Origin of the sequence: Salegentibacter maritimus, assembly GCF_016236975.1 — a bacterium.
In the GTDB taxonomy this organism is placed as follows: Bacteria; Bacteroidota; Bacteroidia; order Flavobacteriales; family Flavobacteriaceae; genus Salegentibacter; species Salegentibacter maritimus.
Map to the genome: position 1 here is coordinate 38,230 of NZ_JAEHNY010000005.1, position 16,574 is coordinate 54,803.

A 16,574-nucleotide genomic window follows, 5' to 3' on the forward strand; every position below is an offset into this window, starting at 1 on the left:
TATGAAAAAAAGTTTATCCTTGCTAATATTAATTTTAATTTTTGCCTGTAAAGGTGACCCTGAAGGGAAAGGTGCTTCAAAAATTGAAAACGATAGTATTACAGACAAAAGTATTTTAAATGGTGAATTGCTTGAAGAAAATCGGGTGGAATTTACGCTAAAAGAAGCAAATAACCTGGCGGAGCTTCCGTTAAATTGTATTAATACCGAATATCCAAATAAATTGGGCCAAACCTTGGAGAATAAAGAAGCATTGGGTGAGCCTTCAGAGCTTCACCCGGCATTTTATGGGTGTTTCGATTGGCATTCTTCCGTGCATGCACATTGGTCTATGTTAAGCTTGCTGAAACAGTTTCCCGATTTGGAAAAAGCAGAAACTATTAGACGAAAATTAAAAGAGTCTCTTTCTGCAGAAAATATTCAGGGGGAAATAGCCTACTTTCAAAGAGAGGAAAGTGCTTCTTTTGAGCGTACCTACGGGTGGGCCTGGCTATTAAAATTGGCTGAAGAATTAGAAACCTGGAACGATCCTCTTGCAGAAGAGCTTAGTGAAAATTTAGCTCCTTTAACCAATCTTATAGTTGAAAAATATATAGAATTCCTGCCAAAATTAAATTATCCCATTAGAGTGGGAGAGCACACCAATACGGCCTTCGGACTTAGCTTTGCTTACGATTATGCTATTGCTGCAGAAAACGCCGAGTTAGAACAACTCATTTCAAAACGCGCTAAAGACTTTTATTTAAAAGACGACGATTGTCCTTTAAGCTGGGAACCTAGTGGTTTCGATTTTCTTTCTCCCTGCCTGGAAGAAATAAATATTATGCGCCGGGTTCTGCCTAAAAATGCGTTTGAAATGTGGCTGGATGATTTTCTTCCGCAATTGAGATCGGAAGATTTTCAAATGGAAGTTGGGGAAGTTTCAGATAGGACTGATGGAAAATTGGTACACCTTGACGGACTTAACTTTAGTCGTGCCTGGGTTTTTTACGGACTTATAAATCAATATCCTGAAAAGTTCTCTCATTTAAAAGGTCTGGCCGATAAGCATATGGCTTACTCCTTCCCCAATTTGGTAGGCGATAGCTACGAAGGTGGCCATTGGTTGGGGTCTTTTGCTATTTATGCCTTACAGGAATCTAAAGGCCTATAGTGCGAAATTTCCTTAAAAATCTGGGTCCGGGAATACTGGTCTCTGCGGCTTTTATTGGTCCGGGAACAGTTACAGTATGTACACTTGCCGGGGTTGAATTTGGTTATAGCCTGCTTTGGGCGTTATTACTTTCTATTTTTTCCTGTATAATCTTACAGGAAATGGCAGCCAGGTTGGGTGTGGTTTCTCAAAAAGGTTTAAGCGATGTTATTCGGGAAGAGATCAAAAAACCAATTTTCAGGGTTTTAGCGATTATTCTTATTTTTTCAGCGATAGTTATTGGTAATGCTGCCTACGAAACAGGTAATATAACCGGTGCCGTTTTAGGGGCTGAAGCTATTTTCGGAGTTCAAAACATCAAATTTGGCGATTTTAAGCTCAACCTTTGGAGTATTTTTATTGGCTCTGTCGCTTTTATACTTTTGTTTACCGGTAGTTATAAAACCCTTGAAAAGGTCTTTATTGGCCTGGTTTTATTAATGAGTATAAGTTTTGTGCTTACTGCTATTCTTACAAAACCGGATATTTTAGAAATTTTAAACGGACTTATTCCAACAAGCAATGCTGCCGGTTTGCTTACGGTAATGGCTATTGTAGGTACAACGGTGGTTCCTTATAACTTGTTTTTACACGCTTCTCTTGTTAGTGAAAAATGGAAAGAAGCTTCCTATTTATCTATTGCCAGGAAAGAACTTATAGTTTCTATAATTCTTGGTGGTACTGTTTCTATGGCGATTCTTATTAGTGCGGCTTCCTCGGGATTAACTAATGTAAATTCTGCAGCTGATATGGCGGTGAGCCTGGAGCCATTATTTGGAAAATTTGCCACCTGGTTTATGTCTTTGGGGCTTTTGGCTGCCGGAATCACTTCTTCTATTACAGCACCTTTGGCGGCCGCTTACGTAGTAAAAGGTTGTTTTGGATGGAAGGGGGGAATGAAATCATTAAAATTTAAAATGGTTTGGGCTTCAGTGCTTATTTTAGGCGTTTTCTTCTCTTCCCTGCAAATTAATCCGATTGAAATTATACGTTTTGCTCAAATCGCTAACGGAATCCTATTGCCTGTTATTGCCATTTTCTTATTTTGGGTAGTCAATAGAGCTTCGGTTTTGGGTAAACACCGCAATTCCAAATTGCAAAATGTATTGGGGTTACTTGTTATTGCGCTTTCCGTATTTTTAGGAATTAAAGCGATTCTAAGCGTTTTACAAAGCTTTTAATAATTTGTGTGGATTAGTCAATTTATCTTACTGTAAGCTTTCTAAAATCTTATATTAATAGGTCTTAAGCTTGATTTTAATCTATTGCTATAGGTTTTTCCTTGTTTTTTGGCCTACCGAAAATTTATCGTATAAATTTGAAGTGAAAGCACCGTAAAATTTTAGGCTGTTTGAGCAAAATGACTTTTCATCTTTAATAAGATGATGATGGCGAGTTCCTAAAATTTAGGTGAAGAACGATAAATTTAGATAAATATTCGTAAGCCTAGATTTTTTTGATTCGTTTTTTCATCGATGGAAAAAATGAATAACATTAATGATTAGAAAAATTTTGAAATGAAAAAAATCCATATAAACTGCGATTTAGGTGAAGGTAGCGAATTTGATGCCGCTTTAATGCCGCATATTTCTGCCTGTAATATTGCTTGTGGAGGCCATGCCGGAAATCTGGACACTATGCAGCAAACTATTAAACTTGCTGTAGAGCATGGGGTAGAAATAGGAGCACATCCTTCTTATCCGGATAAGGAGAATTTTGGGAGAAAAACTATGGAGATTTCTGTGGAAGAATTGCAGCGTTCTATTGTTGCGCAAATCTTAAGTTTAAAACAATTGGCCGAAGCAGAAGGGGTAAAACTTACCCATGTAAAACCTCATGGAGCACTTTATAATGAAGCTGCAAAAGACGAAAAAACAGCTCAAATTATCATAGATTCCTTACTGGAATTCGATCAAAAATTAGCCCTTCTTTGTCCATTAAATTCGGTGATTTCTAAACTTGCGAAAGGGAAAATTCCAATAGTTTTTGAAGCTTTTGCAGATCGAAATTATAACCCGGATTATAGCCTGGTTTCGCGTTCAAAATCCAACGCCTTGATAAGCGAAAAAGAAGCTGTTTTTGAGCATCTTTTTTCTATGTTTTTTGGAGGGAAAATCACCTGTGAAAACGGGACGAAAATCAGTTGTAATGCCGCTACTTTTTGCCTGCATAGTGACACACCAAATTCAGTGGAAATTATGAGTTTTTTAGACCAGAAATTTGCTAAGCATAACGTTAAAATTAAGAATGCGAAATGAATGATTTTCCTAAGATAACACCGATGGGGGAGCGGGGAATTCTAATAGAATTTGAGCCCAAAATAGAAGAAAACCTTCTTGAAAAGCTCATTTTTTATAAGAATAAGTTGGAGGAGTTTTATGATGAAGTAAATGTTGAGGTAATCAATACATATAGCTCGTTATTAATTAGTTATATGTTTACTATAGAAAACATCTATAATGAGGTTTTAGCCATCAAAAAGCTGTTTGGAGAGGCCAAGATAGGAAAAATAAATAACCAACAAATTTTCTATTTGCCGGTTTGCTATAATGAGGAATTCGGTTGGGACCTGGAATACATTTCTAAAGAGAAAAAGCTCTCTACAGAAGAAATTATTAAGCTTCATACCAAGCCGTTTTATACCGTGTTTTTCACTGGATTTTTACCCGGATTTTTATACCTGGGAGGGCTGGATAAAAAGCTGCAAATTTCGCGTAAAGATCAACCCCGAATGAAGATCGAAAAAGGGGCTGTTGGAATAGGCGAAAACCAGACCGGAATTTACCCGAAATCCAGTCCCGGCGGATGGCAGATTTTAGGCAAATGCCCTGTGCAATTGTTTGATAAAAATAACGATCCTCCGTGTGAGATTTCGGCCGGAGATAAAGTGAAATTTTATTCGGTTTCCAGGGAGGAATTTAAAGAGATTTTAGAGCAAATTTCCGAAGGAACTTTTCAACTAAAAAAAGAAAATTATGAAGGCTGAAGTTGAAGTATTACATCCGGGATTATTTTCCACGATACAGGATTTTGGCCGTCGCGGATTTCAAAAATATGGAGTTCCTTTAAGTGGAGTGATGGATAGAATCGCTTTAAAAACCGCCAACCTTATTTTGCAAAATCAGGCCGACGCCTCGGTGATGGAAATTACCCAAATGGGACCAAAACTTAAATTTTCGGCAGCTACAAAAATTGCTATCAGTGGAGCAAATCTTTCTCCAAAACTAAACGATATTGAAATCGACAATAATCAAGTGGTGAAAATTCACGAAGGTGATATTTTATCTTTTGGGAGGCCAAAACTTGGGATGCGTTCTTATTTAGCAATCCTCGACGGATTTAAAACCGAAAAAGTTCTGGGGAGCCGTAGTTGGTACGAAGATATTACCAGCCACGAAAAGCTAGAGAAAGGGATGGAGTTGCAATACGAAGCTTCTGAGGAGGAAAAATATGAGACTCACGCTGGGATAAAGTTTGATGAGGAATATTTGAGTTCTGAAGAAATAGAGGTTTTTCCCGGCCCTGAATTCGAAAAACTGCCCGAAACTTTAAAAAGTCATTTGAGACAAAGTAAGTTTAGTATTGATAAAAATAATAATAGAATGGCGATTCAGCTGAGCGAGATCTTAGAGAACGAACTGCAGCCAATTATTACCGGCCCGGTGCTTCCCGGTACTGTTCAACTTACTCCCGGCGGAAAATTAATCGTTCTTATGCGCGATTGCCAAACCACGGGTGGATATCCCAGGGTTTTGCAATTAAGCGAGAAAGGAATTAATATGATGGCGCAGAAAAAGGCAGGGGATAAGATTAGGTTCTTGTTTAAAACATGAACTTTTCTTTAAACATCATTGAGACGTCATGCTGATTTATTTCAGCATCTAAGTTGTTAAATTGCTAACCTATCAGTGAAACTGCTCTACCGTTCGGACGGATTCGTTTCAGGTTCTAAGTTGTTTTGAATTTTTTAGAAATTAGACCCTGAAATGAATTCAGGGTGACGGGAAAAACAACATTGGGACTAGAAGATCCCGATGTGAAATCGGGATTAGTTCGCTCTAGAATATTCATTACGGCCAAAGGCCTTATGAATATCAAGGCTCACTAATAAAAAAGTGCCGTCTTGGTTTACGAGAAATCTGATTACCCTACCAATCAAACTCCTCACCGTTAACGACACTTTTTTGCCCCAAAACACTTTAGCTAACTAAAATGACTATGTCAAAAGTAGAGCATAAGGCGAGTGGTTACAAGGGGAAAAATCCCCTTTCTTCAGAATGTCATTCTGAACTTGTTTCAGAATCTAGGTTGAATCCACCCTTGAATACCAAACAGACAACAGACTAAAAATAGATCGCCACATCAGTCAACGCCTCCTCGCAATGACGCATCTTTTTCTTTCCGTCATCGCGATCGAGGAACGAGTGCGGCGATCTTTTGTTTGGAGTTCCCCGTCACTTCGAGTGTTCCGACGAGAGTCGGAAAGTATCGAGAAGTGATTCGTGTTGAAAAGTTGAAAAGTGATTAGTGAATAGTGATGAGGGGAAGAAAAAGCAAGAAACAAGAGAGTAGGATAAAATTCTGTAAATCTTCAACAATAAACAATAAACCCCGAACTATAAACTGTCTAATGCAAACGCAAACCCGAAACATACAGTAACAGAAAACTTATAACCCACAACCGACAACTGATAACAGAGAACCGACAACTAAAAACCCGCAACCGAGAACTCAAAACTCATAACCCACAACTGACAACCCACAACTGATAACAGCAAAGAATATTCGTGAATTCGTGGCGCCAAACAACAAACCTCGAACAATAAACCCCAACCTGCAAACCACACGCTTAACCGAATTACCCGAAAACAGAAAACCCACAACTGAGAACCCACAACCGAAAAAGAACTGACAACCAAAGATTTGCCAAAATGAAAAAATCTACTAAATTTACCTTAACAAAAAATTAAGTTTTTTAACCAACCAATTAAATGAAAAAACCAAAAAAGTGCATCAGCGTTGAAGAGGCGCGTAAGGAACAGGACGAATGGGTAAAGACCCGCGGGAAAGATATTAGGGAAGCCGAGGGTTATGAAGATACCCGCGAATTCTGGTATAGCCTGGACGAATTACAGGAGTACCTGGATTATGTTCGCGAGAAATCTAAGGAGCAGGGGGTAGAAAAACCGGGAATTCGGTTTTATTTAGGGGCTTATCCTAAAACCAAAGAGAAAAAAAGTTATACTACCATGTTTCTCTCGCCCACCAAAGAAGCTAAGGGTGAAACGGAAAGTGCCCAGGAAGACTCTGACCCTAATAATTATGAAATTGATCCATATAATACAATTGGCTCGGGCTGGCCTCCAATGGAATATTAATGCAAGATTTTAGATTCCTGGTATTTTTACTTGAGGGTATTGCGGCCATATGCGGCTTATATTTTTACCAGAAAAACCCAGCCGATAAAGCGGTTGGGTTTTTTTCGTATTTTCTATTGCTGACATTCTTTGTTGAAAGTATAGGATTATTTCCGGCTGCAATCTACTGGAATGAAGAATTACATTTTCTAAAGCAAACTTTTTTGTACAGAACTTATTGGTTATATAATCCTTATTTGATTATCAGTTTTGTTGTTTATATACTCTTTTTTAAATGGAATATTTCAAATAATAAAACAAGAAAATTTATTGATAAAGCTTTATTATTATATGTGATAATTTGCATTATTAATTTAATATTTTCAGATGTATTTCTTCAGAGTAACTCCGTAGTTACTTATTTATTAGGTAGTTTTTTTCTGCTGGGAGTTATTTTCTATTATTACTTTGAAATCTTACTGAGTTCCAAAATTCTAAATATTAAAAGGGAAATTAGCTTTTATATTTCCTTTCCAGCGCTTTTATTTTTCTTAACTACTACTCCTATCATTATTTATTTCAAATATTTTAATGATAAAAGTCCGGAATTTGTGGAGCTCAGCAGTTTGATTATGATTGCAATGAATATTTTTATGTATAGTTCCTATAGTATTGCCTTTTTATGGTTGGCCAATAAGAAAAATTCATCTTCAAAAAAATTAAAAAATGCTTTCTAAGGAAGAGATTTTACTTATCATCTATTTTGTGGTAGTTATCTTAATGCTAACGGCTTTTGTGATCGTTTTTTTTGTGGTGTACCAACGGCGTAAAAACAAGATGCTACAAGAGCAATTTGAGGCTAAACAGCGCTTTGAGCGGGAAATTTCACAATCGCGTTTAGAAATGCAGGAACAAACCTTAAAAAATGTAGGCTGGGAATTGCACGATAATATTGGTCAGTTACTTTCTGTTGCCAATATGCAGTTGAATATTTTTTCAAGAAACCTACCTGAAGCCGAAAAAAACTCAGCTTTAGAAATTAAAGAAACTGTGGCGAATTCGCTTCAGGAAGTGCGTTCGCTCTCAAAATCTTTAAACAATCAGGTAATTGGCTATGCCGGTTTGGTGGTTTCGGTAGAAAATGAACTGGAAAGGTTTCAGCGTATGGGCGTTATTGAAAACGAATTGAAAGTAAGCGGAGAAAAACAGGAAATTCCACAGCAACACAGTATAATTTTATTCAGGATACTTCAGGAATTCTTTTCTAACGTGATCAAGCACGCGAAAGCTTCAACATTAAGTGTTCAAATAAGTTTTACTTCCGAAGAAATCATCATTACTGCAAAAGATAACGGGCAGGGATTTGATTTGGAAGCGGTAAAGAAGAATTCAGGATTATTCAATATGGAAAGCAGGGCAGCGCTGATAAAGGCAAAGTTTAAGTTGGAAACTTCTATAGGCGCAGGAACTTCCTTATCTTTACGCTATTCTTTAATGGGGCAACAAGATGAATAATACCGTAGCAATTGTAGACGATCACACTTTATTTTCACAATCCTTAAAAAACCTGGTGAATTCTTTTGAAAATTACGAGGTTTCCGGCATTTATAAAAACGGACAGGAACTGGTGACGCATTTTAAAGCCAACCAACCTAAACCCGATTTGGTATTGTTGGATATTAGAATGCCAATAATGGATGGCCCTGAAACGATGGCCTGGCTCAAAGAGAATTATCCTGACCAGAAGGTTTTGGCGCTTACTATGGAAGATGATGAGGAAACCGTGACTTTTATGGTGAAATTAGGTTGCCGCGGTTATCTATTAAAAGATATAGATCCAGATGAGTTTAAGTTTGCCCTGGATGAGGTGATAAAGGAAGGCTTTTTCTATAGCGATGCAGTTTCTGAAGCTATTAAAAATAAGGATAAAGAAAATAAACTCACCAATCTTACTAAACGCGAATTGGAATTTCTTGAACTGGCCTGTTCTGAAATGACCTATAAAGAAGTCGCCCACGAAATGAACCTTAGCCCAAAAACTATAGATGGATATCGAGAAAGTTTATTCCAGAAACTAAACGTAAGAAGCCGAACCGGTTTGGTGCTATACGCCATAAAACACAGGATTTTGTTGTTGTAAGGTCCCCCAGCCACCAAAGGGGGAGTTACGAAAATTTTAAACAGAACTAGGATTTTTAGAATCTATTTTTAATAAGTCTGATCTTAGCATAGAACATCATGCTGACTTTTTTCAGCATCTAATATGAAAACTAGTTACGCTCTACTTAGACCTCCGATAAATTTCGGAGCAGGCTCTGAAATAAATTCAGTTTGACGCAAGTAAAAATCGGTTTATTAATTCAATTATTTTTTTATCCTTTTTCGCAGAATATGTGGACAAAACCCCGAGATTCAGGATGAGCGATTATTTTAATCGGTTATCCGCGGGGTTTTGATCACGGTTTTTGGCCTTTCGCCAAAAAATTCCTTGAAAAAGGCGTCTTTTTCTTTGCTTCGTTTCTTTTGAACGAGCAAAAGAAATGAAGGGCAGGTCAAATCAAACATTTGCCTGACTAAAAGTTTTATAAATAAAAGCTATTCTTGTTTCAGTTAAATTTCATTAAATTCTTCTTTAAAGATTACGGACTTTCAAACCAACATATTCTACAGTATCTTCGTATTAAATAAATACCGACTTTCGTGAACGAAACTCCTATAATAGAACTTCGAAATTTAAAGCTTAAAGACTATCAGGAACTAAAGGTTTCTATGATAAAAAGCTATCAGAAAATGCCAGAGGACTACTGGACCAAAGATGAAATAAGGAACCTGGTAAATAAATTTCCCGAAGGGCAGTTTTGTATCATTATAGATAATAAGATTGCCGGTTGTGCGCTTGCCATTATAATAGATTCTAAAAAGTTTGATGAAGACCATACCTATGAAGAAATTATAGGTGGTGAAAATTTTTCCAACCATACCAAAAATGGTGATATTTTATATGGAATAGATGTTTTTATTCATCCCGATTATCGCGGAATGCGCCTGGGAAGACGTTTATATGAAGCCCGAAAAGAGCTTTGTGAGCAGCTGAATTTAAAATCTATAGCCTTTGGCGGAAGAATACCCAATTATGGTGCTTATTCTAAAGAGCTTACACCAAAAAAGTATATAGAAAAAGTAAAACTTCAGGAAATCCATGATCCTGTGTTGTCTTTTCAACTTTCTAACGATTTTCACGTAAAAAAAGTGATAAAAGGCTATTTGCCCGGTGATGTTGAAAGTAAGGAGTATGCGGTACTCATGGAGTGGAACAATATTTATTATACCAAAACTACAAAGCTAATAGATACACCAAAAACCGTAGTAAGGCTTGGTTTGGTGCAATGGCAAATGCGACTCTTTAAGGATTATGATGCGCTGGTTTCACAAATTGAATTTTTTGTAGATGCAGTAAGTGATTACCAGAGTGATTTTATACTTTTTCCAGAACTTTTTAATGCGCCGCTTATGGCGCAGTTTAATGAATTGACCGAGCCTGAAGCCATCAGGGGACTTTCAACTTATTCTGAACGTTTGCTGGAGACTTTCCAGGAATTTGCGGTGAATTATAATATAAATATCATTACCGGGAGTATGCCTATGGTTATTGGGGAACATATGTATAATGTGGGCTTTTTATGCCGAAGGGATGGAAGTTACGAACGTTATGAGAAACTGCATATTACCCCTGCAGAAGAAGCTGCCTGGGGGATGAAGGGCGGTAGTAAACTGCAAACTTTTGATACCGACTGCGGGAAAATTGGTGTACTTATTTGCTATGATGTTGAATTTCCGGAAGTAGGAAGAATTTTGGCAGAGGAGGGAATGAATATTTTGTTTGTTCCATTTATGACAGATACCCAAAACGGATATTCTCGCGTAAAAATATGTGCCCAGGCCAGGGCGGTTGAAAACGAATGCTATGTGGCCATGGCAGGATCTGTAGGAAATTTGCCTAAAGTAAATAATATGGATATTCAATATGCCCAAAGTGCCGTGCTAACACCATCAGATTTTGCATTTCCTGTAAATGGTATTAAAGCGGAAGCCACTCCAAATACCGAGAGTACCTTAATTGTAGATGTAGACTTAGATCTTTTAAAAGAGCTACATGCTTTTGGAAGCGTAAGAAATATGAAAGATCGACGAAAAGATTTATATTCTTTAAAAAAGAAAAAATAAAAATTTGGTTTGTTTTTAAAAAAGATTACTTTTGGTGAAGATGCAAAGAATAAATAAAAATAGTAATACGTCAATTATTGTCGAGATTATTTTTCCCCTGGGAATTTGATCCGGAATTGATGTGCATTATAAAAGCAAGAACCATCCTTCCGGGATGGTTTTTTTTTGCGTTGATATGAGGTAAATAGAAAATTATGAAAAAAAACGTGAATTCAGCAATCGTAATAAAATAAAGTATAATTGCATGATATACAGTTCATTAAAACTATTTGCTTGGTCACGGAAATAGGTTTGAAGTCGTGAATACATCACTATAAACTAAAGAGGAAAGTACTTTTAATTTTATAAATAAGATATAGCTTAATATATGTACAATAAATATAGCAAAATATTAACACAAAGTGATTCGCAACCGGCATCACAAGCCATGTTGCACGCTATAGGATTAACCAAAGAAGATTTTAAAAAGCCTTTTGTAGGAATAGCCAGTACAGGTTATGAAGGTAATCCCTGCAATATGCATCTTAACGATTTAGCTAAGCTGGTTAAAAAAGGGGCAAATGAGAATGAACTGGTTGGTTTAATTTTTAATACTATTGGTGTTAGCGATGGGATCTCCATGGGTACCCCGGGTATGCGCTACTCACTGCCGTCTCGTGATATTATAGCAGATTCTATGGAAACGGTAATTCACGCGATGTCTTATGACGCATTGATTACGGTGGTAGGCTGCGATAAAAATATGCCCGGTGCATTAATGGCGATGTTGAGAATTAATAGACCAGCTATTTTAGTTTATGGCGGTACAATTGCCTCTGGATGTCACAACGGAAAGAAACTGGATGTAGTTTCAGCTTTTGAAGCCTGGGGAGCAAAAACTGCCGGCGATATAGATAAGGAAGAATACGATAGTATTATAGAAAAAGCCTGCCCTGGTGCAGGTGCTTGTGGCGGGATGTATACCGCCAATACCATGGCTTCTGCTATTGAAGCTCTGGGAATGGCCTTGCCTTATAATTCTTCTAACCCTGCCGAAGGGGAAGAAAAAAAAGCAGAAAGTGAAGAAGCCGGTAAAGCCGTGCGATTGCTTATAGAGAAAGATATAAAGCCTCGTGATATTGTAACGCGTAAATCGCTTGAAAATGCTATTCGTTTACTTACAGTATTGGGCGGTTCTACCAATGCGGTGCTACACTTTTTGGCTATAGCAAAATCGGCTGAAGTAGATTTTAGCTTAACAGATTTTGAGAAAATATGTGACAGTACCCCGTTTTTGGCCGATTTAAAGCCAAGTGGGAAATATGCTATGGAAGATGTACATAGAATTGGCGGGATTCCAGCGGTTCTAAAATATATGTTGAAACATGATATGCTTCATGGCGATTGCCTTACGGTAACCGGAAAAACCCTTGCCGAAAACTTAGCCGATGTTCCCGATATGGAAGAAGGGCAGGATGTGTTTAGGCCATTAGATAACCCAATTAAGAAAACCGGGCATATTAGGATTCTTTATGGAAATCTGGCAGAAAAGGGGTCGGTTGCAAAAATTACGGGAAAAGAAGGTTTGGAATTTACCGGAACAGCTAAAGTATTTGATAGTGAGTATGAAGCTAACGATGGAATTTCTGAAGGAAAAGTAAAAAAGGGCGATGTGGTCGTCATTAGGTATGAAGGGCCCAAAGGAGGTCCCGGAATGCCTGAAATGTTGAAGCCTACTTCTGCAATTATGGGAGCAAAACTTGGTAAAGACGTAGCCTTGATTACCGATGGAAGATTTTCTGGAGGAACTCACGGTTTTGTTGTTGGCCATATTACTCCTGAAGCGCAAGAGGGTGGATTACTGGCATTTTTGAAAGATGGAGATGAGATTACAATAAATGCCGAAAGCAATAAAATTGATGTGGCACTTTCAGCAGAAGAAATAAAGAAAAGAAAAGAAAACTGGAAAGCCCCCGATTTAAAATTTAACAAGGGTGTGCTCTATAAATACGCAAGAACGGTTTCTTCGGCCTCACAGGGCTGCGTTACCGATGAATTTTAATTAGGTGAATTATGGAAGTTAAAACAGCTAGTTTCGAGAAAACAGCTTCTCCAAAAACAACCACAGTTTCAGGAGCTGAAGCGGTGATAAAATGTTTGTTGGAGGAAGGAGTGGATACGCTTTACGGCTATCCCGGCGGAGCAATTATGCCCGTTTATGATGAATTGTATAAATATCAGAAACAAATTCACCACGTCCTTACCCGTCACGAGCAGGCTGCAACTCACGCAGCGCAAGGCTATGCAAGGGTAAGCGGAAAGGTAGGTGTTGCTATGGCAACATCGGGACCGGGTGCCACCAACCTGGTCACTGGAATTGCAGATGCACAAATAGATTCTACCCCAATGGTATGTATTACCGGGCAGGTAGGGTCTCATTTATTAGGAAGTGATGCTTTTCAGGAAACCGATATTATTGGAATTTCTACCCCTATTACCAAGTGGAATTACCAAATTACCAGAGCAGAAGAAATTCCTGAAGTTTTGGCAAAGGCTTTTTTTATTGCCCGATCTGGAAGACCTGGACCGGTATTGATAGACATCACTAAAGATGCACAGTTTGCAAGTCTGGATTTTTCGTATAAAAAATGTTCAGGAATTAGAAGTTATAAGCCTATTCCTAAAATAGACCCTAACCAAATTGAAAAAGCTGCCCAGGCCATTAATAATGCCAAAAGACCGATGATTGTTTTTGGTCAGGGAGTAATTCTAGGGGGTGCAGAAGAACTTTTTAAACAAGTAGTGGAAAAGTCGGGTGTGCCGGCTGCATGGACAATTTTGGGTCTTTCGGCTCTTCCAACAGATCATCCACTTAATGTAGGGATGGTAGGAATGCATGGTAATTATGGTCCTAATGTACTAACCAATGAGTGCGATGTCTTAATCGCTATTGGGATGCGATTTGATGATAGGGTTACCGGAAATTTAGAGAAATATGCGAAGCAGGCAAAAGTGATTCATTTTGAAATAGATCCTGCCGAAATCAATAAAAATGTTTATGCCGATATTCCTGTTTTAGGAAATGTAAATGAAACCCTTAGAGTTTTATTGGAACATTTAAAACCGAATAAACACGAAGCCTGGCACCAAAGGTTCAAAGAGCATTATAAAATTGAATTTGATAAGGTTATAAAAAACGATTTGAATGCTGAACGGGGTAAAATAGGAATGGCGGAAGTTATTGATGAAATAAACACCTGTTCAAATGGAAACGCTGTAGTGGTTTCAGATGTGGGGCAGCATCAAATGGCAACCTGTAGATATACAAAATTTAATCAAACCCGAAGTAATGTGACTTCTGGCGGATTGGGAACTATGGGCTTTGCATTACCGGCAGCTATTGGAGCTAAAATGGGTGCGCCCAAACGAGACGTGGTAGCTATAATTGGAGATGGTGGTTACCAAATGACCATACAGGAATTAGGAACCATTTTTCAAACGAAAGTTCCCGTAAAGATAGTTGTATTAAATAACGACTTTTTGGGAATGGTGAGACAATGGCAACAGTTGTTTTTTGAAAAACGTTACGCTTCCACAGAAATGATTAACCCCGATTTTATAACTATTGCCAAAGGATATCATATTAAAGCCAGGCAGGTAAGTGAACGGGCAAATTTAAAAGATGCGGTTAAGGAAATGATGGAATCAGATGAAGCTTATTTCCTTGAAGTAAAAGTTGAACAGGAAGAAAATGTTTTCCCAATGGTTCCAACCGGGGCTTCAGTTTCAGATATAAGATTAGAGTAATGGAAAAGAAGAATTTTACTGTTTCGGTTTATACCGAAAACAATATCGGCCTTTTAAGTCGTATTGCTGCTATTTTTCAGCGAAGACATATTAATATAGAAAGTATAACTGCCTCCAGAAGTGAGGTGAATGGGGTTATGCGATTTATAATTGTGGTGCAGGTTACAGAAGAACAGGTAAAAAAGATCGTGGGGCAAATAGAAAAGCAAATAGAAGTAATTAAAGCTTTTTATCATACCGATAAGGAAATGATTTACCAGGAGACTGCGCTTTATAAGATAAATTCGGCAGAATTTGTGGAAGATCTTAATATACAGGATTTTATAAAAGAATCTAACGCAAGAATTGTAACGGTTACCCCAAAGTTTTTTGTGATTGAAAAAACCGGAAAACGTCACGAAACCGATAATCTTTATGAAAAATTAAAGCCTTATGGTTTGATGCAGTTTGTACGTTCGGGTACTATTGCGGTAACCAAAAATGAAATGCAGATTTCGAATATTTTAGAACAATTTGATACAACCAATTAAATAAAAGTGATGACGAATTATTTTAACAGTCTTTCTTTACGTGAACAATTAGCCCAGCTGGGAACCTGTAGGTTTATGAATAGCGATGAATTCAGCGATGGAGTGGCTGCTTTAAAAGGAAAAAAAATAGTAATAGTTGGCTGTGGCGCACAAGGCCTTAACCAGGGTTTAAATATGCGCGATAGCGGCCTGGATATTTCCTATGCCCTGCGCGAAGGTGCCATTAAGGAGAAACGCCAGTCTTTTAAAAATGCTTCAGAGAATAATTTTGAGGTAGGAACTTATGAAGAATTAATTCCTAAAGCCGATTTGGTAATTAACCTAACACCAGATAAGCAACATACTTCAGTTATAAAGGCTATTCAGCCACATATCAAAAAAAATGCGGTACTTTCTTATTCCCACGGATTTAATATCGTGGAAGAGGGAATGAAAATTAGGGAAGATATTACCGTAATTATGGTAGCCCCTAAATGCCCGGGAAGTGAAGTGAGGGAAGAATATAAAAGAGGTTTTGGTGTTCCTACTTTAATAGCGGTACATCCTGAAAACGATCCGCAGGGAATTGGTTTCGAATGGGCTAAAGCTTATGCTGTGGCTACCGGTGGAGACCGTGCCGGGGTTTTAGAATCTTCGTTTGTTGCCGAGGTAAAATCTGATTTAATGGGAGAGCAAACCATTTTATGCGGATTGCTGCAAACAGGTTCTATCTTAAGTTATGATAAAATGGTAGCTGAAGGTGTAGAGCCTTCCTATGCTTCAAAACTTATTCAATATGGATGGGAAACTATTACCGAAGCCTTAAAGCACGGTGGTATTACCAATATGATGGATAGGCTTTCAAATCCTGCTAAGATTAAGGCTAATGAAATTTCAGAAGAACTGAAGAAATTAATGCGTCCGCTTTTTCAAAAACATATGGACGATATTATCTCTGGAGCTTTTAGCAGTAGAATGATGGAAGATTGGGGGAATAATGATAAGGAATTACTGGAGTGGCGAGCAGCAACCGGTGAAACTGCTTTTGAAAAATCTGAAGCCACTTCAGAAGAAATAAAGGAGCAGGAATATTTTGATAAAGGGGTGCTATTGGTAGCCTTTGTAAAATCTGGAGTAGAATTAGCTTTTGAAACTATGGTTGAAGCCGGTATTATTGCAGATTCTGCTTATTACGAATCTTTGCATGAAACTCCACTAATTGCCAACACTATAGCCAGAAAGAAATTATTTGAAATGAATAGGATCATTTCCGATACGGCAGAATACGGTTGTTATTTATTTGACCATTCGGCAAAACCGCTTATTAAAGATTATGTAAATGCCTTACCAAAAGAGGTGATTGGCCATTCTTTTGGGACCGAATATACCGGGGTAGATAACCAGGAGCTTATTGCTGTTAATGATGGCATTAGACAACATCCGGTAGAAAAAGTAGGTGGAAGATTGCGAAAAGCAATGACCGCAATGAAAAGAATACACGAATAA

Annotated in this window: 14 protein-coding genes; all 14 read left to right on the forward strand. The window is 37.8% G+C overall.

Going from position 1 to position 16,574, the window contains the following annotated elements; all coding sequences use genetic code 11:
* Position 1: 1 nt before the first annotated feature.
* The 14 genes from I6U50_RS06535 to ilvC all read left to right on the forward strand — a co-directional run bounded on the left by I6U50_RS06535 (position 2) and on the right by ilvC (position 16,574).
* Positions 2-1,153, forward strand: coding sequence for a DUF2891 domain-containing protein (locus I6U50_RS06535; RefSeq protein ID WP_198638263.1), 1,152 nt, complete (start codon positions 2-4; stop codon positions 1,151-1,153).
* Positions 1,153-2,373, forward strand: coding sequence for an Nramp family divalent metal transporter (locus I6U50_RS06540; protein WP_198638264.1), 1,221 nt, complete (start codon positions 1,153-1,155; stop codon positions 2,371-2,373). The genes I6U50_RS06535 and I6U50_RS06540 overlap by 1 nt, the downstream gene beginning before the upstream one ends.
* A 336-nt stretch (positions 2,374-2,709) precedes the next feature.
* Complete coding sequence (pxpA, locus tag I6U50_RS06545; protein WP_198638265.1) at positions 2,710-3,450, forward strand: 5-oxoprolinase subunit PxpA; 741 nt, start codon at positions 2,710-2,712, stop codon at positions 3,448-3,450.
* Positions 3,447-4,178, forward strand: coding sequence for a 5-oxoprolinase subunit PxpB (pxpB, locus tag I6U50_RS06550; RefSeq protein ID WP_198638266.1), 732 nt, complete (start codon positions 3,447-3,449; stop codon positions 4,176-4,178). Before pxpA ends, pxpB begins: the two co-directional genes overlap by 4 nt.
* The gene (locus I6U50_RS06555) at positions 4,168-5,025 is read left to right on the forward strand and encodes a 5-oxoprolinase subunit C family protein (RefSeq protein ID WP_198638267.1); all 858 of its coding nucleotides are present in this window, start codon (positions 4,168-4,170) and stop codon (positions 5,023-5,025) included. The genes pxpB and I6U50_RS06555 overlap by 11 nt, the downstream gene beginning before the upstream one ends.
* Positions 5,026-6,183: 1,158 nt before the next feature.
* Positions 6,184-6,570: a hypothetical protein gene (locus I6U50_RS06560; protein WP_198638268.1), complete on the forward strand. Its 387-nt coding sequence runs from the start codon at positions 6,184-6,186 to the stop codon at positions 6,568-6,570.
* Positions 6,570-7,286, forward strand: a complete 717-nt coding sequence (locus I6U50_RS06565) for a hypothetical protein (protein ID WP_198638269.1) — start codon at positions 6,570-6,572, stop codon at positions 7,284-7,286. The genes I6U50_RS06560 and I6U50_RS06565 overlap by 1 nt, the downstream gene beginning before the upstream one ends.
* Positions 7,276-8,064: a sensor histidine kinase gene (locus I6U50_RS06570; RefSeq protein WP_198638270.1), complete on the forward strand. Its 789-nt coding sequence runs from the start codon at positions 7,276-7,278 to the stop codon at positions 8,062-8,064. Before I6U50_RS06565 ends, I6U50_RS06570 begins: the two co-directional genes overlap by 11 nt.
* On the forward strand, positions 8,057-8,689 hold the full coding sequence (locus I6U50_RS06575; RefSeq protein ID WP_198638271.1) for a response regulator transcription factor: 633 nt from the start codon (positions 8,057-8,059) through the stop codon (positions 8,687-8,689). The genes I6U50_RS06570 and I6U50_RS06575 overlap by 8 nt, the downstream gene beginning before the upstream one ends.
* 560 nt (positions 8,690-9,249) lie before the next feature.
* Positions 9,250-10,773, forward strand: coding sequence for a bifunctional GNAT family N-acetyltransferase/carbon-nitrogen hydrolase family protein (locus I6U50_RS06580; RefSeq protein WP_317191870.1), 1,524 nt, complete (start codon positions 9,250-9,252; stop codon positions 10,771-10,773).
* A gap of 367 nt (positions 10,774-11,140) precedes the next feature.
* Positions 11,141-12,814, forward strand: a complete 1,674-nt coding sequence (ilvD, locus tag I6U50_RS06585; RefSeq protein ID WP_198629010.1) for a dihydroxy-acid dehydratase — start codon at positions 11,141-11,143, stop codon at positions 12,812-12,814.
* Between the two features lie 11 nt (positions 12,815-12,825).
* A complete protein-coding gene (gene ilvB, locus I6U50_RS06590) occupies positions 12,826-14,559 on the forward strand; it encodes a biosynthetic-type acetolactate synthase large subunit (RefSeq protein ID WP_198629008.1) in 1,734 nt (577 codons plus the stop codon).
* Positions 14,559-15,089 carry an acetolactate synthase small subunit gene (gene ilvN / locus I6U50_RS06595; RefSeq protein WP_193709976.1) on the forward strand — a complete coding sequence of 177 codons (531 nt, stop codon included), beginning with the start codon at positions 14,559-14,561 and terminating at the stop codon, positions 15,087-15,089. The genes ilvB and ilvN overlap by 1 nt, the downstream gene beginning before the upstream one ends.
* Positions 15,090-15,098: 9 nt before the next feature.
* Entirely contained in the window at positions 15,099-16,574 is a 1,476-nt protein-coding gene (gene ilvC, locus I6U50_RS06600) for a ketol-acid reductoisomerase (RefSeq protein WP_193709975.1), read from the forward strand.